This window comes from Mesorhizobium sp. C089B, from assembly GCF_030323125.1.
In the GTDB taxonomy this organism is placed as follows: domain Bacteria; phylum Pseudomonadota; class Alphaproteobacteria; order Rhizobiales; family Rhizobiaceae; genus Mesorhizobium.
In genome coordinates this window covers 5525761-5544511 of the sequence record NZ_CP100469.1, presented here as the reverse complement: position 1 = coordinate 5544511, position 18751 = coordinate 5525761, and the positions used below count along the sequence as shown (strand labels likewise).

At 58.0% G+C, this 18751-nt stretch carries 20 protein-coding genes; 11 read left to right on the top strand and 9 right to left on the bottom strand.

What is annotated here, in order from left to right; all coding sequences use genetic code 11:
• Positions 1-276 precede the first annotated feature (276 nt).
• The 4 genes from NLY44_RS27210 (at position 277) to NLY44_RS27195 (ending at position 5741) form a co-directional block, all read left to right on the top strand.
• Positions 277-1539, top strand: a complete 1263-nt coding sequence (locus tag NLY44_RS27210) for a hypothetical protein (protein ID WP_023817031.1) — start codon at positions 277-279, stop codon at positions 1537-1539.
• 225 nt (positions 1540-1764) lie between these two features.
• Positions 1765-2346, top strand: coding sequence for a hypothetical protein (locus NLY44_RS27205; protein ID WP_023817030.1), 582 nt, complete (start codon positions 1765-1767; stop codon positions 2344-2346).
• Between the two features lie 454 nt (positions 2347-2800).
• Positions 2801-3928, top strand: coding sequence for a hypothetical protein (locus tag NLY44_RS27200; protein WP_286455986.1), 1128 nt, complete (start codon positions 2801-2803; stop codon positions 3926-3928).
• Between the two features lie 814 nt (positions 3929-4742).
• The gene (locus NLY44_RS27195; RefSeq protein WP_156941075.1) at positions 4743-5741 is read left to right on the top strand and encodes a hypothetical protein; all 999 of its coding nucleotides are present in this window, start codon (positions 4743-4745) and stop codon (positions 5739-5741) included.
• 7 nt (positions 5742-5748) lie between these two features.
• Here the strand turns inward: NLY44_RS27195 and NLY44_RS27190 are convergent, their stop codons facing one another.
• Positions 5749-6012: a hypothetical protein gene (locus NLY44_RS27190; protein WP_155921680.1), complete on the bottom strand. Its 264-nt coding sequence runs from the start codon at positions 6010-6012 to the stop codon at positions 5749-5751.
• Between the two features lie 424 nt (positions 6013-6436).
• Between NLY44_RS27190 and NLY44_RS27185 the strand changes: the two genes are divergently transcribed.
• On the top strand, positions 6437-6721 hold the full coding sequence (locus tag NLY44_RS27185) for an Hpt domain-containing protein (RefSeq protein WP_023806859.1): 285 nt from the start codon (positions 6437-6439) through the stop codon (positions 6719-6721).
• 15 nt (positions 6722-6736) lie between these two features.
• Here the strand turns inward: NLY44_RS27185 and NLY44_RS27180 are convergent, their stop codons facing one another.
• The 6 genes from NLY44_RS27180 to NLY44_RS27155 form a co-directional block, all read right to left on the bottom strand.
• The gene (locus NLY44_RS27180; protein ID WP_023817028.1) at positions 6737-8161 is read right to left on the bottom strand and encodes a glycosyltransferase family 2 protein; all 1425 of its coding nucleotides are present in this window, start codon (positions 8159-8161) and stop codon (positions 6737-6739) included.
• Complete coding sequence (locus NLY44_RS27175) at positions 8161-9198, bottom strand: HEAT repeat domain-containing protein (protein WP_023817027.1); 1038 nt, start codon at positions 9196-9198, stop codon at positions 8161-8163. The genes NLY44_RS27180 and NLY44_RS27175 overlap by 1 nt, the downstream gene beginning before the upstream one ends.
• Before the next feature lie 2 nt (positions 9199-9200).
• On the bottom strand, positions 9201-10943 hold the full coding sequence (locus NLY44_RS27170; RefSeq protein WP_023817026.1) for a YaiO family outer membrane beta-barrel protein: 1743 nt from the start codon (positions 10941-10943) through the stop codon (positions 9201-9203).
• On the bottom strand, positions 10943-11335 hold the full coding sequence (locus tag NLY44_RS27165; protein WP_023822643.1) for a response regulator transcription factor: 393 nt from the start codon (positions 11333-11335) through the stop codon (positions 10943-10945). Before NLY44_RS27165 ends, NLY44_RS27170 begins: the two co-directional genes overlap by 1 nt.
• A gap of 257 nt (positions 11336-11592) precedes the next feature.
• Positions 11593-11970: a response regulator gene (locus NLY44_RS27160; RefSeq protein WP_031198823.1), complete on the bottom strand. Its 378-nt coding sequence runs from the start codon at positions 11968-11970 to the stop codon at positions 11593-11595.
• 5 nt (positions 11971-11975) lie between these two features.
• Positions 11976-14411, bottom strand: a complete 2436-nt coding sequence (locus NLY44_RS27155) for a hybrid sensor histidine kinase/response regulator (protein ID WP_023822644.1) — start codon at positions 14409-14411, stop codon at positions 11976-11978.
• 299 nt (positions 14412-14710) lie between these two features.
• Between NLY44_RS27155 and NLY44_RS27150 the strand changes: the two genes are divergently transcribed.
• The 3 genes from NLY44_RS27150 (at position 14711) to NLY44_RS27140 (ending at position 15603) form a co-directional block, all read left to right on the top strand.
• The gene (locus NLY44_RS27150; RefSeq protein WP_023673385.1) at positions 14711-14914 is read left to right on the top strand and encodes a CsbD family protein; all 204 of its coding nucleotides are present in this window, start codon (positions 14711-14713) and stop codon (positions 14912-14914) included.
• Positions 14915-15073: 159 nt separating this feature from the next.
• Positions 15074-15253, top strand: coding sequence for a hypothetical protein (locus NLY44_RS27145; RefSeq protein WP_023806874.1), 180 nt, complete (start codon positions 15074-15076; stop codon positions 15251-15253).
• A gap of 56 nt (positions 15254-15309) precedes the next feature.
• Positions 15310-15603, top strand: coding sequence for a helix-turn-helix domain-containing protein (locus NLY44_RS27140; protein ID WP_031198824.1), 294 nt, complete (start codon positions 15310-15312; stop codon positions 15601-15603).
• A 91-nt stretch (positions 15604-15694) separates the two neighbouring features.
• Here the strand turns inward: NLY44_RS27140 and NLY44_RS27135 are convergent, their stop codons facing one another.
• Positions 15695-15859, bottom strand: coding sequence for a hypothetical protein (locus NLY44_RS27135; RefSeq protein ID WP_023807146.1), 165 nt, complete (start codon positions 15857-15859; stop codon positions 15695-15697).
• A 739-nt stretch (positions 15860-16598) separates the two neighbouring features.
• On the opposite strand from NLY44_RS27135, the gene NLY44_RS27130 reads away from it, so the two are divergent.
• The 3 genes from NLY44_RS27130 to NLY44_RS27125 all read left to right on the top strand — a co-directional run bounded on the left by NLY44_RS27130 (position 16599) and on the right by NLY44_RS27125 (position 18358).
• The gene (locus NLY44_RS27130; RefSeq protein WP_156941094.1) at positions 16599-16910 is read left to right on the top strand and encodes a hypothetical protein; all 312 of its coding nucleotides are present in this window, start codon (positions 16599-16601) and stop codon (positions 16908-16910) included.
• Positions 16907-17284 (top strand): class I SAM-dependent methyltransferase, encoded by a 378-nt coding sequence (locus NLY44_RS33040; RefSeq protein WP_353654449.1) that lies wholly within the window; start codon positions 16907-16909, stop codon positions 17282-17284. Before NLY44_RS27130 ends, NLY44_RS33040 begins: the two co-directional genes overlap by 4 nt.
• Before the next feature lie 810 nt (positions 17285-18094).
• The gene (locus NLY44_RS27125; RefSeq protein ID WP_155929721.1) at positions 18095-18358 is read left to right on the top strand and encodes a Ros/MucR family transcriptional regulator; all 264 of its coding nucleotides are present in this window, start codon (positions 18095-18097) and stop codon (positions 18356-18358) included.
• A 66-nt stretch (positions 18359-18424) separates the two neighbouring features.
• On the opposite strand, the gene NLY44_RS27120 is transcribed toward NLY44_RS27125, so the two are convergent.
• A complete protein-coding gene (locus NLY44_RS27120; RefSeq protein WP_156941077.1) occupies positions 18425-18745 on the bottom strand; it encodes a hypothetical protein in 321 nt (106 codons plus the stop codon).
• Positions 18746-18751: the final 6 nt, after the last annotated feature.

Genomic DNA, 18751 nt, shown 5'->3' with positions numbered 1-18751 from the left:
ATGGCTTGTTTTGAGGAGTGCGCTCGCGAGTGGCTTAGAAGAGGCGCGTTGCAGACTGGCGGCTTTTGGGCCGTTTCCAAACCGTCCGGTTTCGGTAGTACGTTGCGAGAAGCTGCCGTTCTTCAGCCGACCCTTAGCGGACATGGGGAGCTATTTAGAACAAAGATGCAGGATGCCCTTCCCCATCCCGATCCAATGGCAGTCCTTCGGGCCTACCATTGCAGTTTAGTGTACCTTTGCTTCTATAGGCACTAAGCGATTCCAAGAGGGGGTTTCTTGCCTTTCCAGCTGCAGAAGGAACATCGTCAGAGCAAGGCTCCCATAGTGGCGCATGACCAGCGCGATACGCGACCGAAACACACGAACGGGACAGGAATGTTGGACTTGTTTACACCGCGATTCCGGGAAGAAAAGCTCCACAATTACTTTCGTCGCATCTCGGCCGACCCTCACTACGCAAAGGTCCAGCCTATCATTCAAAACTGGGCGACAGGCCTGCTGGATCGAAGGGGAGAGAGCCAGAAATTCATCAACGAATTTCAAACGACATTCAATTCCTCGATGTGGGAACTCTATCTGAACAGAGCGCTGACCGATTTGGGGTGCGGTGTCGACTTTTCAAAGTCAGCGCCGGATTTCTTCGTCCGAGGACCCGGAAACCACGAGTTCAACATAGAGGCTGTCGTCTCTGACCAGCCTCCGACCGAGAAGCAGAAGAAGACCTTCAACGAGCAAGATTTCAAAACCCGTGGTGCACTGAAACTTGCTGGGAAGATCAGGGACAAGCTGGATCTTTACCGCGGAAGCAATGGAAAGAAGCACCCGTATTCCTCGATGAGCCACGTGCGCAGTCGGCCTTTTGTCATTGCAATCGCCCCCTTCGATAGCGACCTCTCACTCACCCAAAACAACGAACTCATCAACATGGTCCTTTTTGGCTTGGCGCCGCCTTTGCTCGAAGGGCCAGACCTAGGAAAGCAAGACAAGATAACCTCTCTCCTGAAGCCTTCGGGTGCGCGAGTTGAGATGGGAATTTTCACGAACGATTCGTTCAAAGAGATCAGCGCCGTTTTCTTTTCTACGGTCGGTACCTTTGGAAAGGCGGTCGTTGAAAGTAAGATTGATAGGCTCATCCGGTCGACCCGTTACAGGGTGATCGACAAGGACAGGCTTGCGCCCGGTTCGGAGCTCTGGCAAGTCGGGACGCACCGGTCTCAGCTCGCCGCGCTGAACTACCTCCTCACGCAACGACGAGAGAGCCAGCATCAGATCGGCGGTTCAGATGTGCTTATTCAGCACTCATCGTTTCATCGTGAAACCCATCTCGATGGGTTTCAGGTCTATTTCAATCCGTTTGCAGAGGTACCGTTTGAGCCAGAATTCCCATGGCCCGCAGAAATCGCTCTCAACTATTACGACGTCGAAAGCGGTGAGCACATCCAAGCGCATCCTGACGGCGCGCTCATTTCAAGGCAGGTTTATGAAATAGCCCCCGAATACATTCGGCTTCTGCTCGGCAATTACGGCTTTCTGCTATGATTGTTAGCCGGATTGGAGAGGCTTCAAGATCGATTCCTAAGTCCGCATCCTGAGTTCTGCGCTCAAAAGCGGACTAACAGCAACCTGAGGTGCCTTTTTTGCGACTGTGTGACGACTGCTTTTAACTCCGGTCATCAACATCTGGTACCATTCTTGAATTAGCAGCAGCAGGTAGGGGCGTCGAACGATCAAGTCTGTCGCCCGAAGCCGAATTGGGTCCCCTTTATGAAACAGGAAGCAACTACTGTGGCAGCGGGAACCGCCGAGAGCATCGAACTTGCGAATCTGATCCGACGAAACGTGGAGTCTATGGCCTTCCCGCCATCGAAAATAGAGGCGGCCACCTATGAGGAGGTGAGCGCGCTGCCGCGCGTAGTTGTTTCTCGGCCGCCCGCGGAAGAGCTTTTGGCGACTGGCTTCGTGCCTTATGACTGTCACCGAAATTGCGGTGAGCAAGCTGCCAATGACCCGGATGGCAAAAGCAGGCAGGTCACTGGATGGTTGCCTCATGGTGAAGACCTGATCCTCCACTCGGTCGCCATTATTGAAAATCAATGGATCTGTCTGACGCCTCAGTTAGTGCCTGCGCCGAACAGGTTTGAGTTCATTCCTGACCCTCATCTTGAGTGGCGCAATGCAGATGGCGGCGCCACCCGGGCAGCATTCCGTCATGGGAATGAGGTACCGAAGGCACTTCGCAGGGACCCAGGCCGTCATATCCGTATGTGGGACGAATTCCGGGCTCTCGTCGCAAGGGGACATTCGGTGATCGACGCCAGAGATCTCATGGCAACGTCCGCTTTTTAGGAAATCGAACGTCGGTTCGGAATGTCCGGCACGCGGCGCATTCCGGTCCGGCAGCTTTGGCAGGGAGCGACAGTCCGTTCGTGCTGCTTAAACCGGCAAACTGCCATTCGAAGCAACCCCATTGGAGGAACAGACAGCCGGGGTGAGCACGACAAGCCTTTCAACCCGTCCGACGCTGGCGACCTGCTCGTTAGTCTTCCGGTCGGTACATCAAGCCGTTCAATGCAAAGCCGCTTAGGCAGCAGCCGGCAGTGCTGCCCCTTGATCCCGGCGCATTGTTGGTCGGGGCAAAAGTAGTCGCAAATCGTCGGTTGCGCTACTGAACTCGAGTCAGATCGGCAGACCACTCACGGATACTGTTCTCGAAAGAGATTTCGATCACGTCCGCTTCCCTGTCCAACTTGGGGCTCTTGGTGTATTCGTATTAGATAAAGCTCGTCGGGGGGACGTCATCATGCGCAAGCTTTTTTGGATCAATATTGGCTTGTCAGTCGCTTTTCTTAGTTCAGTCTGCCACGCTACATCGGCAATTCTTCCCTTTGAACCTAGGGCGGGGCTTTCCTTTGAGGCTCGGGCAGTGGCCGGGCTTGACGGACCCACTCGCGAGCTCATCGCAACGATGCCCGAGGCAATCAGAATTCAAATTCTGGAATTGATCAAACAAGCGAAGCCGCTGATCGACGACAGCATCGCCAAGGCTACGGAAGGCGTTGAGACCGCCCTGCGGAACACCATAGATGAAGCGCGGTGTCAAGCCGAGGGTCTGCGCGAAACCACCAAAGACTCGGTCGACTCGTTCCTCTCATCCTTGAACCCCTTTGGCTCGACAGATCAGCCCAAGACCTTCGAGAAATTGGAGGAGGAGTGGAACACGATGCGGGCCGGTATCACGTACGACAGGAAGGCTAGGCAGATCGCCATCGCCACAGCCGACTATTTGCATGATCTAAGCCTGGTGCAATGCAAGACCAAGATCGGTTTCCAGCCGGCAATTGAGGGGTTGACGACCCAGATGTCCAACCGTGGCGGCACATCAGGGCTGCTTTGGGTTTCACTCGCCAACCTCTGCGGAACTGCCGACAACTGTCTTGTCTTGCGCCACGAGCAAGTCGGTAAGATCATCGAGACGAGCGACAAACGCGATGTGGACGAGGCGAATGCAGCAGCGCTCTACGCCACCATTGCGAAACCCGAACTCCTGCGATGGTACTACCGCTATCAATTCTCAATCGACGATTACGAGCCCGACCTGCTGAAGCTTCAAAATATTGAGCGGGCCTTGGCTCTGGCGACCTTTCGCCGAAATGAACGGGCTCGAAGCCAATTGGATAAAATCGTCGGCCTGGTGAATGCGGCGCAAAAGAAGGTCAAAGATGCCAAAAACGCCCGCCTACACCTGAATTTGGGAAATGTCGTTAGAGTCCTTGAGATGCAAAAAACCACGAAGGCCTCCGTCCTTAAGACGGCAAAGCTAGTTCGCACAGCTTGTGATACCGCGATCAAGGAGTCCGAGGTAGTTCAAGCTGAGGTAGAGGCGCAAAGAGTGCGAATGGCCAAAATTGAAAACAGGCCAAAGCGCTGAATTGAGCCGAAAAGAAACCGAAACGGAGTAGCATCCCGGGCCGGGCCCTTCGCTTCACCTGGGGCTGATGGCACTGCTCATCTTCGGCATGCAACTCGTTCAGTTCATCCTAGGATGAGCGCCCCGTTTACTGTGGCTGGGAATCCGTCGGTGCCGATGCGAGCGTGCATCTGCGGCTGTTTCTACGGGCGGCCTTTGGCTGTATGTTCGCCCTCTGGCGCAACCACGACATCCGGAAATGGGGCGCATTGCTGACCGGCAGATTTTGGGCCGAAAGCGGTCATTCTGCTCTCAGGGTCATCGGCAGGCAAACCAGACATACCGCCTGCCGATCAAAATGGGCCCAGGCGGCCCGGGAAGAGCCATTGAGCGATGAACAGTATTTGGCGATAACAGAGGGCGCGGATTAGCAAGTACCGAAAGATGGGCTGCCGACACCACGGCGGCCGCGCCAAGGGAAACTCCAGACAAATAGGATGTCTGGCTAGATCGACTCCACTGTCACTCTCGCATTTAGTTATGCGGCGTGCTTGTGGCAACTCACATCGCGAGCCTTGTTGTTGGTCTATTCAGATCAAAGTCGCTCGGCAGAACGCGTCCCTAGTCGACGATTCCGAAGGAGCGATACTGCCGGCCTCCGAGAGATTTGGGCGCGGGCGGTCCGGTCCGGGCTTGCCAATGCCAGTCCTTCGCGTCATTCTTGCCATCTAAAGCGCCGCTCATCCTGCAGATGTTGCGCGAAATAGATTGAGGGTTTGCTGAACGTAAGTTGGAGAACGCCCTAATGAGGTTCTCGTACCTACTCGCGACGTTCGTGGTTGTGTTGCTCTGTTTGCCCGCGCAAGCGCAGATGCAATGTGCGGCGCCGTCCCAACACGTCGTCGTAACCAACGAGGCTAGCGGAATCGTTAACCAGGAACAGCCGATAAAACAGACAGTCACCGACCTGATACAGCGATATCCGCAGGCTGACAGGCTGCTATTGCAACGAGATTTGATATCAGCAGTCTGCGAATTAATAAAGGCGTCACCAAATACAGAATTTGCCGAGAAGGCGAAGCTACTTATCGATCTGACCAAAGAAATACAAAGTGCATTTGGTTCGGCGTCCACCTCGATCGATGTCATCGGTGACTACTTTGCAATTTCCACCCGGCTCCCAACAGGCAATATCGGCTACGCGTTACTCATGGGAACTGAATACCATGTTTATGCTAAGTGCAAAGTAGATGAACCGCATCATGAGCTTGAGTATGGTAATCCTGTTATTTTTGATGGACTTTTTTATACCTATGATAAAAGTGAAATTCGTCGCACACGACCTGACGTAGAACGCTCAGTGAAAGGGAACCTTTTATTTAGCATACCAAAGGGTTTTCTATTTGAACCGGGAGACTCGGCCAGAGAAGGGTTAGATTACTTTCGAGACATCCCCAACGCGAACTGCTTTGTAGGTGACGTCAATATTCATGTCGCTATTTGGGATAAGACCACGGGCACCTACATCCTAAACAGGAAGATTTTCTCTGTGACGTCTCATTGGCGCTGCGCCATCGTAATGGAGAATGAAGCTACTACAGACTACGAGAATGTCGTTAACGAGTATAAAGCCTACATTCGCACTCTCGCAGATAAAACCTCAAGATCGTACCTAACAGCTCCAAAGTCGGACGCTTTTTGGGCAGTTGACGAAGCGAAAAAAGAGAACGCCGCAGATGCTTCGAACTCCCTCGCTGTCGTATTTTCGGGCAATTTAACATGGACAAAATGCATGACTGTTTCTCTAAGTGATGCGTTAAACACTATCAAATAGAAATTTTCTACTTTTCTTCGTTTCCACTGGCGATATTTCCTCTTACATCCGACACCGCTTTGTCGCTTGGAAGTAGCGCATCTTTTACGAATGAAGCAAATTGACCAAAGAAGAATCCTATTATTACTCCACCGAAATTGCCAAGAATTTGCGGTATTTGCTTACCTTGAAACGACAACGCGATTATGGATATTATTACTGCCAGCGCTATAGTCCCCGAGAGAACCCAGCCGCTTAGTATAACTATTCTAAGAAGATTTCGATTGTCCATCATCGTCCCCGAGAAGAGGCAGACAGGCACATTAGCGCGATGAGCGGCCATTGGAAAGGAGAGCCGTGACAAGCACCCGTATCTCCGGCACTAATAGTTTCCGTCCTAGCGGATGGCCGAAGTCTACACGCTTTCTCGTCGGGTGTCAGCTACCTTAGCGATAATCACAAGAACTCGGAGCAGTTCTCAACTTGCACCAAGCGGAAGCCGTCACAAAGACGACTCGGGCGCTGCCGCGATCTACTGAACGTCCGCTTTGCGGTGACGAACCTAGCTGGTTGGGCGACTGCAATCAGGCGCGAAGCTGCCGTTTGTTGGGGCACGGCCCACTCTAGTCCGCTCTGACGTGCCAAGCAGCTCGTTTCACTCCACCGAATTTTCTGCTTGAATACCTCTGAAACCTGGCCGTGGAGCGCCTCCCATTTTGGAAGATCCCTTCGCCCCCCTACGGCAACGTTTCCTGGCCCGGTGCGCCGCTCAACTAGCGGAGTTGAAGGCGGCGCGTCACACAGTCCTTTTGAAGGGCTCCAACGACCCGCTGATTGGGACGGCGCACTCGCTCGCTGGAGCCGCGGGAACCTTCGGGTTTGCGGAGGTCAGCCTGCAGGCATCGGCACTGGAAACATCGCTGATCGAGCAGGCGGATGACGGAGCCGTGCATGCCGCGATCGATGCGCTTATAACTGAAATCGAGCGGACGCTGCGGTGATTCAACTGGCTGGACTCACTTCTTGGGGCCAGTCAGGCCGGTCCTGGTCATCTCGCCCCAGCTTTGGTCGGCGCGCAGATATTGCCACCATCCCTTCACGCGCCAGAGATTGTTGAGCTGGCGGTAACCGAAATTCTCGATCACAGCCACGGCCGTGAGCAAGGCGAGATCCCGCGCGCGCGGAAAACGTTGAAGCTCGGCCTCTTCGAGGACCAGCGAACACACGCTCACGCAAACCCCGTAGGTGAAAACCAGCGACGTGAATGCCAAGAGATATTCGGTCGAAAGGATGCCGAGCAGCCAGAAGGTCGGGATCAGCACATAGCCCAGCACCTCCGATATCGGCCCTAGCACATCGACAATCAGTATGTGGCCAAACCCGAGGAAGCCAACGCGCCCATAGCGGGGGTTGAAGAGCATGGAGCGGTAACGGAAGAAGCATTCGAGCGCACCGCGCTGCCAGCGCGTACGCTGCCTTGCCAGAACGCGAAGTGACTCCGGCGCTTCGGTCCAGCACACCGGCTCAGGAATGAACTGGATGCTGTATCTTCGCTTGGTGTCCATCATGTGGCGATGCAGCTTGATCACGAGGTCCAAATCTTCACCCATCGACCCACTGGTGAAGCCGCCAACTGCCACAACTTCCGTGCGGCGAAACAGACCAAAGGCGCCGGACACCAGCATCAGCGAGTTGATGCGGCTCCATGCAAGCCGCGCCATGAGAAAGGCCCGCAAATATTCGACCACCTGCAGCAGCGGCAATAGCCGGCGCGGCAGCCGGACCTCGCGCACCCTGCCACCTTCGATCCTGGAGCCGTTGGCAATCCGAATCGTGCCGCCCACGGCAATGGTGCGCTCTGGATCGTCGATGAAGGGCTGCGCGGCACGCATCAGCGCATCGGGCTCGAGGATGGAATCGCCGTCGATCACGCAAAACAGCGGCGCGCGGCAGACATTGATACCGGCATTCTGGGCATCTGCCTTGCCGCCATTTTCCTTGTCGACCACGAACAGCCGTTCGGTAATCAACGAGGAATAGAGCCCGCGAATCGGCTTGTGCGCCAGGGCGTCCTCATAAGGCCGGTGGAATTTCACCAGCTTGAAGCCTTCGATAAGGCGCTGCAGAGTCTGATCCTTCGAGCCGTCATTGATGACGAGCACCTCGAAATTCGGATATTCGAGCGCCAGCATCGAGTGCACGCTCTCGACTACGTTAACTTCCTCATTGTAGGCGGGCACCAGCAGCGCGATCGGCGGCGCGACGTCGCCATAACGGTGCCACAGCAGCGCCGATCGCGCGACTGGCGGGCGCTTGGACAGCGCGTAGGCGGCAATGATGAGTTGCAGGAGGTATACCGCCGTCTGCGCCAGCCCTGCCCCAATGATGAACCAAGACAGGATGGAGGCACCCAGGATGATCTCTTGGCTCCAGTCGAACATCACGCGGCCGGCCCCTCGGCAAGGATCAGTGAGGCCGTGCGCTGGCGGCGCGAGACCTCGCTGGCGGCGATCTCGCGCAGCACCTGTTCTCCCTGCTGGCCGAGCGAGCGCAATGCGTTAGCGGCGGCATAACGCACGGTCCATGCCTCGTCGTCCATCAGCTGAGCGAGCGGCGCGGCGAGTTCAAACAGGCCGAGGCGGCCCGCTGCATCGGCAGCGTCGGCACGCACATCCCAGCCGCCATTTTCCATCGCCTTGGCCAGGATGGCCGGCGCATTGGCATGTCCCGTCAGGCCGAGTGCCCGCAATGCGGCTGCGGCGACCTCCGGTGACGGATCGCCAGCCGCGCGAGCAAAGAACTCACCAAACCGGAAGCCGCCGTTGCGAGCAAGCGCATCGATTGCCGCCGCCCTGATAAAAGGCACCGCGTCCTCACGGCTGCCGTAATCCTCAAGCTCGTCGAACCGCTTTGACGGAAAGCGCCTGAAAAGCTCGATCACGCGCCGTGAGCGCTGCCCCGCCACGCCGATCTTGCGTAGCGTTATGACCAGCGGCGGCAGGGCGCCGATATCGCACAGCGCAATCGCGACGGCGATCCTGACCTCGCGCGACCGGTCGCGATCGAGCGCCGAAAGCAGGTTTGCCACCGCGTCCTCCGAACGCAGCGCGGCCAGCATCTCGGCCGCGTGGATGCGTTCGGCGCCGTTGCCTTTTTCAAGCTGGGTGCCCACAAGGGTCGGCAGGCCACATTCGTTGAAGGCTGAAAGCAGCTCGTCGTGCTCCTCGCCGCGCAGCAGCGAGATAAACTCGAAGCCGGCATCGATCGCCACCCTTGCCGGCACCGCAAGCAGCGCTGTCTTCAATGCCTCGCGATCGCGATTTTCGGTGAAGGCGATCAGCGCCGTTAGAAGAAGGCGCCGCTGATCGGCGCCCTCCGTCCCCCGGCGCTCGTGCAGCACCCGGCGCCCGATCAGCAGAAGCATGATCACCAGGGAAAGGGCACTGAGCAGGATGGACAGGTACCAGACGTACAACATGATCAGAACCGCGCAGTCAGGCCGAGCCCGAATGTGGTTAGGTCGAATGTCGGGCGCTGCTCATGGGCGAGGCTACTGCGCAGCGTCAGCGGGTCGGAAACGTCCCAGGAGATGCCCCCAAAGACGGTACGCGTAGGCACCAGCGTGCCGTCGGAGATCTCGGGGGCATCCCCAAAACCACCAAAAACATTGACGCTAGGGGTAACTGCAAGATCGACTCGCAGGACATAACCATCGGCGCGCGTGCCAATGTCGTCGGCTGCGTGGACCCAACGTGCCGAAAGCCCGAGCCGGCCATCCAGGACATAGGCCTGCACCCAGGGCGAGATGGTGGTGATCTCGGTGTTGGCAAAATGGTCATAACGGGTATCGACGTTAAGCGAGAACGGGCCAAACGCTTTGGCGGGCGCGAGGATCTGCCATGAAGCGCCGGCTCCGATCGAGTAGCGCGCGAGGAAATCGGCATCCGGCGTCGCAGCCACCAGCGCATGCGCTGAAACAGTGGGCGAGAAAGCCTGGTCGATGCGGCCCTCGATCTGGAAGTCGGTGTGGCCGAAGCGGGTCGCCACCCGGGTGCGGCCCGAAATTGTCGTTTGCGCGCTGAGCCGATATGCTAGGCCAGCCGAACTGTCGGTCCAGCCACCAAGCCCCTCGGTGAGATCGCTCACTTCGCTGCCCAGATCGAGCCGCCATTTGCGTGGCGGCGGCGCGGCGAGCCTCTGCTCGACATCGCGCGAGCCGGGTTCGAGGGCAAGCGCCTGGCGGTAGGCGGCTCGCGCGCCAGCATCGTCGCCACGCGCTCGGCGCAGATCGCCGATCCCCACAAGCGCCTCAGCGTTGCGCGGATCGACCGCCAACACCCGCAGAAACGATTGCTCGGCCCGCGTGTCATCCTGCTCCAGCATGGAAATCCGCGCATCGAGAGCGATCAGTTCGGTATTGTCACGTTCAGCGCCAAGCACATCACCGATCATTGTGCGGGCTCGCGGCACGTCGTTCTGCCAGATCGCCAGACGGACCTTGCCTAAACGGGCGTCGAGAAGTCCGGGCCTGATGGCCAGCGCCCGGTCGAAAAAATTCCCGGCTTCGTCAAATTTCTGTTGGGATCCAGCCACGAGACCCATGGCGACCAGGATGTCGGTGTTTTTCGGCGCCAGCCGCAGCGCTCGGCGGTAGGCGTTCTGCGCCTCGGGCAATTGTCCCGCCGCCCGCAATCTCTGGCCCTTCTCCATCAGGCCGGCGACGGGATCCGGCCGCGGCGGACGCAGCCTCTTTCTCACGGTCGCAGGCTTCGCTTTGCTGCTGCCGGCTTGCTGGGCCTTGTGGATGCTGGCGACAAGCGTACTCGCATCGGCATTGTCGGGCTGGGCACGCGAGACTTTTTCGGCCAGCGGCAGGGCAGTGTCCAGATTGCCCGACCGGAACTCGACCTGAGCCATGCCGAAGCTGGCATCCAGATATTCCGGCGCAATCGCAAGCGCCTTGGAAAACGCTTCACGCGCCGCCGGCAGATTGTTGCGGCCAAGTTCGGTGAAGCCAAGTTGCACCACGGCGTCGGCATTGTCCGGCTTGAGCGCCAGCGCACGCCTAAGCAGCTGCGCCGCCTCGTCGAAATGCTGGGCCTGCCTGGCCTTCACGCCGGAGGCGTACAGTTCCTCGACCGTCTGGGCCAGCGTCGCGGCGGGCACTGCCGCAACCGCCAGGAAGACGCATGCTGCAACCGTGGCGCACCGGCCGCGCCTCATCAGCGCTTCCCGCTCTTCCGCGCCAAGAGACGCGCAAGCCGGGCCAGGAGTTCCTCGGGAATGAAGGGTTTCACAAGGTAGTCGTCGGCCCCCTTCTCAAGAGCGGAGACGATGTCTTTTTCGCCCTTGCGGGCGGTCAGCATGACCACCGGGATTTCCGACAAAGCCGGTTCGCTCTTTATGCGGGCAAGAACCTCTAGGCCGTCGGCCTTGGGCATCATCGCGTCGAGCACGATGATATCGGGCGCCTCATGCTCCGCCTTCAAGAGCGCTTCCGCCCCGTCTACTGCTTTGATGACCTCGTATCCCTTTGCCATGAGCCTGAATTCCATCAGTTCGATCAAAAGGGGATCGTCATCGCAAATCAGAACTCTTGCCTTCGCTCCGTTCAACAGCCTTGCTCCGGTTCCGTCGCCCCCCGGAGTGATCAATCCATGAACCACATCCGCCAACGCGGCTCATGCAGAGAAACATTGTTCTCAACTCTCATCGACATCCGCCGATCCTAGGCAATTATAGACCACCTGATTCGCTACGCCTGCATCTCGGCACAATCAGTAGATGAATAAGGAGACATGGTATAGGAGCCGTGAACGACGTCGCTCAGTCTGCAGCCAGACTGCGCTCGGTGCTCAAGCCAAACGTCGACTCAGGCGCGCCGTCGAAGCAATCTTTTGACTTCACCGGCAAGCGCAAGCGGGTCGAACGGCTTCGCGATGACCCCTACCGCCCCCATCGCCAGATAGCGTTCGACCTCATGGGTCTGGGTGCGCGCGGTGATGAACACCACGGGTATCGAAGCCGTCGCCCCAGACCCGGCCAGGCGCCGCAGCGTCTCTGGTCCGTCCATGTCCGGCATCATTACGTCGAGCAGAATAAGGTCGGGTCGCCATTCGGCGGCATCGGCGAGCGCCTGCAAGCCGGACGGGCAGGACAGCACCTCGAACTCCGGCTCGAGTTCCAGCGACATCTGGGCGATTTCGCGGATATCGTCCTCGTCATCCACATAGAGAATCCTTGCGGGCATGAGCGTCACTCCTTGGCGTGCGCGGCAGGTTGGGTGCGGGACGAAACCAACATGCTCCTGACCAGCTTTGCCACATCGATTTCCGACGCCCTGGTCTTGGTCAGGATGGCCTGCACGCGATCACCTAGTTTCTGGTCTAGCTCCGCCGCCGAAAACACGATGACCCCAGTCTCGAGCGGCAGATCGGCCAGCAGGTCCAACCCCGATCCGTCGGGGAGTGCAATATCCAGGATCACCAGATCGAAGCGATGCCGGCCGATCGCCTCCCGGGCGTCCTTGAGGGTCTTCGCAGAAGTGATCGAGACCCCCGAACCCAACCCCTCCGACATCACCGCAAGCACGCCCTCGTCGTCCTCGAGATGCAGAATCTTCGGCCTCTGCTCGGTCCTGCCAGCAAGGATCTTGGCAAGGGCGGCGTGAAGCCGCTTTGAATCCACCGGCTTCTCCAGCCAGTCGACAATACCGACGGCGCTGCCGTTCAGCGACCCCCTGGCCTCATCGGCAACGGCGGAGATGACGATGACCGCAATGTCGGAATTGACCGGCGATGCCCTAATGTCGTGGAAGAGCTTGATACCGGATTCCCCCGCCAGCTTGATGTCGAGGGTCAAGGCCACGTATTCGCGGGACCTCAGAAGCGCCGTTGCCGTGGCGATATCGGGTGCGATGTCGCTGGAAAAGCCCTCCGCATCCAAGAGTGCCGCAATCACGGCGGCGACGTCGGATTCGTCTTCACAGATCAGAACCCGTAGGCGGCCATCGGGCTTCCGCGTCAGGTGCGGTGGCGGATACGGCCTTGGGTGGTGCCTGCGTGCTTCTGCAAGGTCGAGGTGGAACGAGGTTCCCTTGCCTTCCTCGGTTTCGAAGGAAATGGCTCCGCCAAGTTTTTCGGTAATGGCCTTGACGATGCTCAACCCCAGGCCGGTGCCGCCTATCTTACGCGTGCTGGAAGCGTCCGCCTGCTCGAATTTTCCGAATATACGGCCGCGGAAAGCCTCCGGGATGCCAGTGCCCTGGTCCATGACGGAAATACGCAGCATGTCGCCGTCACGACGCTGGAATTTCACCGTGACGGTGCCATCAGCATGCGAGAACTTGATCGCGTTCGACAGAAGGTTCGCCATCACCTGATGCAGGCGATCCGGATCGATGTTGGCCTCAGCGCGCGGGGCATCGTCGATCAGAACGATCTTGATCCGGCTGTCAGCCATGTAGTTGGAGCTGGCGGCAATGGCCTGCTCTAGCACCTGACGGACAGGCATCTGCTTGATCTTGAAGGTGATCACGCCCGATTCGATCTTCTCGATATCCAGAATGTCGTTGATGAGGAGAACCAGCCTTTCGCTATTGGTGTGGGCGATGTTGACGAGATTGGCGGCCTTCGGCGGCAGTTCGCCGGCAACACCGGCCGCGATCAGGCCAAGCGAGCCGCGGATGGAGGTCAACGGGGTGCGCAATTCGTGGCTGACCGTGGAAATGAAATCGTTCTTGAGCTGGGCGGTGCGCTTCTGCTCGGTGATGTCGCGATTGTAGGTGATGACGCCAACGATGTTGCCCGACTCGTCGCGGAAGGGGGCCTTGAGCGTGTAAAGCCAACCTTGCCGGCCGTCCGGGAAAAGCGCCGGCTGGTCGATCCGCAACGTCTGCCCGGCCTCCAGTGCGCCCATCTCATCTTGCCGGAAGCGCTCGGCTACATCCCTGGGGTAGAAATCGAAATCCGTCTTGCCGATCAGATCGTCGACCGAAGCGGCGCGAACCATTTCGGCGGTGGCGGGGTTGGCGGCGATGAAACGGCCGTCGACATCCTTTATGTTCAGGCAATCCGGCAGTTCTCGAACCATGGCCCGGTAGGTCATGTTGGACATCAAGAGCTCCCGCCGGCGCTGCTGCCGGTCGAGCAGGACGCCGATGATGATTGTGCTTAGGAAGCGGAATACGAGGGACGGGAACGTGCTCTGCTGCACAAGACCGGTAAGGGCTTGCGCTGGGATGACCAGGAGCGTGATAAGCCCGGCGAGAGCGACCGTTACGCTAAGACCGAATATGTCGTACATGGTGCGCGATCGGGCCGCGACGAAGTGGTGCCACGCGATGCCGACAATTGCGGTAATGAGGATACCCATGACACCAGCACCTGCACCCTGCCCGCCCAGATGGGCGCGATAGGCAATGGAGCCGGCCGTGGCGATGAGCATTGCCGGCCATCCGCCGAAGAACGCGGCCGCAGCAATGAAGGCGGCGCGCAGATCGACGACGAAGCCGGAGACGGACAGGGCCGTCGCCATGGAGATGACCGCGCCAACGCACATGACCAAGCCGAGAAGCAGCGACTGCATCCGCCGCGAGAAGCGCCCGGTGAAATCCGCCACAAGGTCCCAGGCGACCACGAGAATGGAGACCAAGGCAAGGTTGGCGAGGAGTGAATGCCAGATGTCGGTCATCACTTCGGCTCCTTTTCCCGACAAATACCGGCAAAACCTATCCGAGATCTAAAGAAAATACAGACGGTCGGTGGCACGGTGGTAGCGCCTTGATTGCTCGCGCTTCTCAAGCAGTCAGTCAGAAGGCGTTAAGGGCGATGACCTGCGCAGACGCCCCTGCTGCATTGTTCTGCTCTAACTGCTCCCGGACAGAGGCGAAGTTTCCATTGCTAGATCACCAGCAAGCGCGCTTACCTGCAGCGGAACCTGATGGCCACTACGACCGTTGTTCGAAAGGACAACGAAAGGAGATCGCCATCATGGACTGGAACCGCGTCGAAGGAAATTGGAAGCAATTCAAAGGCAAGGTCAAGGAGCAGTGGGGCAAGCTCACTGATGATGATCTCGACCGCATAGCCGGCAACCGCGATCAGCTCGAAGGTACGATCCAGGAGCGCTACGGCATTGAGAAGGATCGCGTGCGGCGAGACGTCGACGACTGGTATGGTCGACAAGACTCGTAGGCAGGACAGTTGAACCTAGTCAAATAAGGGCGCGGTCACAAACCGCGCCCTTTTCGTGTTTTTGGCATCCGTGTGCCGTTCGGCTCGGCCTTGAACAAGCGATTTATGGGAACGTGTCGGCTTCCAGCCGCGTTGATTTCTACAATGGAGATCGTAGCAATGTCCATCCACAAAGAAGACTATCGAACGAACAAGGCTGACTACCTGATAGCGAAAAGGCCAGATCTGGTTGAGAAGACCAAGCCGAAAAAGAAGACATTGCGGCGTGCAGATCAGCGTTCCGCAAAGTTATTGGAAAACCCCGCCGCGTTATCCGAGAAGCCGGCCTCACGCCGTTAGAGAAATCGCAGAAGGTCAGGAGGAACATTTTAGCGATACTGAATGTTCGACTGTCTATGGACAGCCGAACCGTACCCTCCGCAGATCAATCCAGAGCAGCACGAGCCCTACTGAACTGGTCGCGTGTGCGACTTGCCGCAAAGGCCAATCTTAGCGAAATGGTGATCAGCGATCTTGAGAACGAATTCAGGAAACCGCGTCCCCACAACCTCGCCGCCATCCGCAAAGCGTTTGAGGATGCCGGAATCGTCTTCACCGTCGAAGGCACTCCATCGCTAGCCCGCTCAGAAGGCGATAGCGGCCTCGCCGCCGATAATAGACAGTGGCGCCGCCGGGAGAAAAAAGGATAAGGGGAAAAGCCTGTGTACCCTCCTCTGCAACCCGATCTCTAAAGCGGCCGCTGACAAGGGCGGTTGTTCACTGACTTTGTTCCGACTTCAGTCAGGCGAACCCTCCGGGGAACCTCCCTTGAGATAGCCTCTGCTTCAGGTCGTTGGCATTCAGGATGGCGGCCAGCTCTTCGGCATACTCCATGTCGGGAAGGTCGACAGATGGGTGGCCCGCTACAATAGCCGGCAGCCCGGTGAACACGTCGAACACCGCCACGTCCCATCCGGTTCCCGCCTTACGCCGTACCGCAGAGTTGCCATGAGGGGATAATGGAAGTCGGGAATATGTTGTACAAAAATGCGAGCGGGCGATCGGACAACGGGCACGCCTTTCCGGAACTTTTGCCGCTGCGACGGGTTAGGCCGGGCATAACCAGAATAGCCGACCTCGGACCGCCCATGCCCGGCAAGCCACATGACCCTGACTGGGAATTCTATGCGCGCCCCATCTGCGGCCAGCGGGTCGACCGGCGTGACTTCCGCCAGGTCATGGGGCACGAGCAACCGGACCATGAGCCGCTCGAACTGGATCAGTGAGGCAGGAAAAACTGGGCAGCCTTCATTTTTCAGTATCGAACCAGCGTTTGCGCGCCACCGCTTCTAGGCGCATGGTGCATGGATGAGCTCTATCGATCGGAAGCTGTCGGAATTGAATCACATTCAGGAGGCCTTGACTGAAGAGGCCATAATCCTGCGCTATCTCTCCGAGATTTCGCGCCAAGACGCGAGAGAGATATGCGAAGAGCTCCGCCAAATGGTAGGTGTGGCTCGCAGCAGCAACAAATTCGCGTCCATCATCACCGGCTCGTGCAAAGGCTAGGCGACGGCGGCCCGCGCCACCCCAGGAAGGAAAGCACGGGCCCGACTGTTGCTGTCTTCCATCTTCCGGAGGGCGAAGACGATGGGCAAAAACTTGGCACCACTCCACGCATGACTTGATACTCTTGGGATTATCATTGGATAATCAGGTCCAACAGAGGCGGCTGATCCGACGGGGGCGAGTTCCCCCCAACGAGCGCCATGTGGGATCGGATGGCGCCACGATTTATAGCGAAACCACTGTCCTGGCCGACCGAACCGGCGGCTGGCTGGTCCGGGCCGGAATGAACCGGGGCAATGCCCGGCTCAACGGCTACGCTCTCGATCATTTGCAACTGGTAACGGCAGATCGTGCCGTGGAGGTCGGTTTCGGCGGCGCAGTTTTACTGCCGCAACTTAACCGTGAGGCAGCATTCGTTTGCGGTGTTGATCGCTCGCAGATGTCGTGAACGCTGCCTCCCACCGGTTCGCCGATGCAGTGCGCGCCGGACGAGCCGAGTTCCGAACCGGGCTAGTCGAGGACTTGCCCTTGCCGGATAGCACATTCGACAAGGCTCTCAGCGTCCACACAGTGTACTTCTGGCAAAGCCTTAGAGCTGGATCCGCAGAGCTCCATCGCGTCCTCAAACCAGGCGGTCGCGTCGTGCTGGGCTTCCTCCCGAAGGCACATATGGACCGGATGAACATGCCGGCCGATGTTTTTACACCTCGCGAGCCGGATGAGGTCATTGCTGCCTTGCGAGAGGCAGGGTTCAGCGACCCTGAAGTGCGGAGACCGAGCACGGAAACCGCCTGGCTCGTTGTGACAGGCATACGAAGATAGGTTTCGGCGCCTGGAAGCGGAGAAGCCCGCTGCCGAAGCCAACTGGCTTTGTTGCAGGGCCGTGGTTTGCCTAGGCTCCTCTGGGTTCAACACTGGGTGCCAATTGCGCCGTCACTGCGCTGAGACGCCCACGTTTGGTCAGTACTGGCTTGCTGTATTCTTTCTTCACTGCAGTCCCTCTCTAGCGAATTTCGGCAAAGCGCCTTGGGGCCTAAAGGTTCTCACTCATCGGTGCAGGTTGATGGCGTGCACACAGCCGTTACGGCCGAGAGCTTCTCACGCTTCTTTAATTCAGGCTTCTGATAAGTCTTCTTCATGCAGGATCCCAGGTTTGTCCCTCAACGCGAAAATGCGGTGCGCCGGCCACGATTGTCAACCAGAAACACTGAAGTAGCGGCCGAGCGACGCCAGGGGGCCGGCACGCGCGGTCAGGGCGGCGTGCGCAGCGTGGATGCTGCAATTGCCTGGCCGGTTCCCATTGCCTGCTAACGAGCGCACACTGCTGCGTCGCCTCGAAAAATCAAAAACAAACAGGCACGAGGCGCTTGGGAGCGATCATCAGGCTTTCGCCCGACCAGGGAGAAGGCCCATGCCCACACCGGCACAGAGCCGGCTCATGTATTTTATGGGCCAATTCGTTCACAACGAGAGCATCGTTTCCAAGCAGGATATTATCGTTGGCTTACTGGATCACGAAGGCAGTCCGACGGCCGACGCCGACGAATTGCTGGCGAACTTGCATCAATCACTGCAACAGCCCGGCAGAGCTTGCACGAGGCGCAAGAGATATAGAGATATATCGAGTCAGAAATGCGGAGTAGCGAAAAAACCGCTTCATTGTCAGGTTTGAGCAGCCAAATCGCACCGGTTGCGAAAGAGCTTGTGCCTGCGGCAAATCCAAAAAAGTCTGTGTTCGCGGATCACATCATCAGCCTGGAGCAACATGAGGAACGGCTGGCGGCGCTTTTCGCTGCGCCGCGTCCACCCTATAAAGCGGTGGTATGGGCCAAGGTCTCAGGACCCGCAAATAGCCACCTGTTCTTCGCACGATGTCGGCTTTCAGAAACCGCCTAAAGCGATCCCGATATTGGGCGCAATGGCCATCCGTTCTGATTAAGTCGTCTTGGCCAGCCGTGGTCTTCACTCGACCCCGCATGATGAGGTATGACCAAGAAGGATGTAGACTAAACCGGAAGAGACAAGGTGCAGGTGCAAGGCATTGAGAGAAATAGCAGGAACCGAACCAATCCACAGGAATATTTTGTTGGTATTTATGTTGGTAGCAGATGCGGCTAACATTCCCCTAAGTATCTGAAAGCAAAACGGGATTTTCTTCACTTGAATTCCGCCTCTGGGCACCATCACCCTAGGGTCCATTCCGGACACATAGCTGAGCAATGCCTCCGCGCTGCACATCGCGGTGTCAGCGCCGCCAGTGAGTTGAACTCCGCCTGCAGCCATCCGAAA

Bases quoted from the DNA above. Each gene is read 5' to 3' on its own strand.
- NLY44_RS27205 (WP_023817030.1), top strand. From the start codon at position 1,765: ATGAAACAGGAAGCAACTACTGTGGCAGCGGGAACCGCCGAGAGCATC.
- NLY44_RS27200 (WP_286455986.1), top strand. From the start codon at position 2,801: ATGCGCAAGCTTTTTTGGATCAATATTGGCTTGTCAGTCGCTTTTCTT.
- NLY44_RS27190 (WP_155921680.1), bottom strand. From the start codon at position 6,012: ATGGACAATCGAAATCTTCTTAGAATAGTTATACTAAGCGGCTGGGTT.
- NLY44_RS27180 (WP_023817028.1), bottom strand. From the start codon at position 8,161: ATGTTCGACTGGAGCCAAGAGATCATCCTGGGTGCCTCCATCCTGTCT.
- NLY44_RS27175 (WP_023817027.1), bottom strand. From the start codon at position 9,198: ATGTTGTACGTCTGGTACCTGTCCATCCTGCTCAGTGCCCTTTCCCTG.
- NLY44_RS27170 (WP_023817026.1), bottom strand. From the start codon at position 10,943: ATGAGGCGCGGCCGGTGCGCCACGGTTGCAGCATGCGTCTTCCTGGCG.
- NLY44_RS27160 (WP_031198823.1), bottom strand. From the start codon at position 11,970: ATGCCCGCAAGGATTCTCTATGTGGATGACGAGGACGATATCCGCGAA.
- NLY44_RS27155 (WP_023822644.1), bottom strand. From the start codon at position 14,411: ATGACCGACATCTGGCATTCACTCCTCGCCAACCTTGCCTTGGTCTCC.
- NLY44_RS27150 (WP_023673385.1), top strand. From the start codon at position 14,711: ATGGACTGGAACCGCGTCGAAGGAAATTGGAAGCAATTCAAAGGCAAG.
- NLY44_RS27145 (WP_023806874.1), top strand. From the start codon at position 15,074: ATGTCCATCCACAAAGAAGACTATCGAACGAACAAGGCTGACTACCTG.
- NLY44_RS27140 (WP_031198824.1), top strand. From the start codon at position 15,310: ATGGACAGCCGAACCGTACCCTCCGCAGATCAATCCAGAGCAGCACGA.
- NLY44_RS27125 (WP_155929721.1), top strand. From the start codon at position 18,095: ATGCGGAGTAGCGAAAAAACCGCTTCATTGTCAGGTTTGAGCAGCCAA.
- NLY44_RS27120 (WP_156941077.1), bottom strand. From the start codon at position 18,745: ATGGCTGCAGGCGGAGTTCAACTCACTGGCGGCGCTGACACCGCGATG.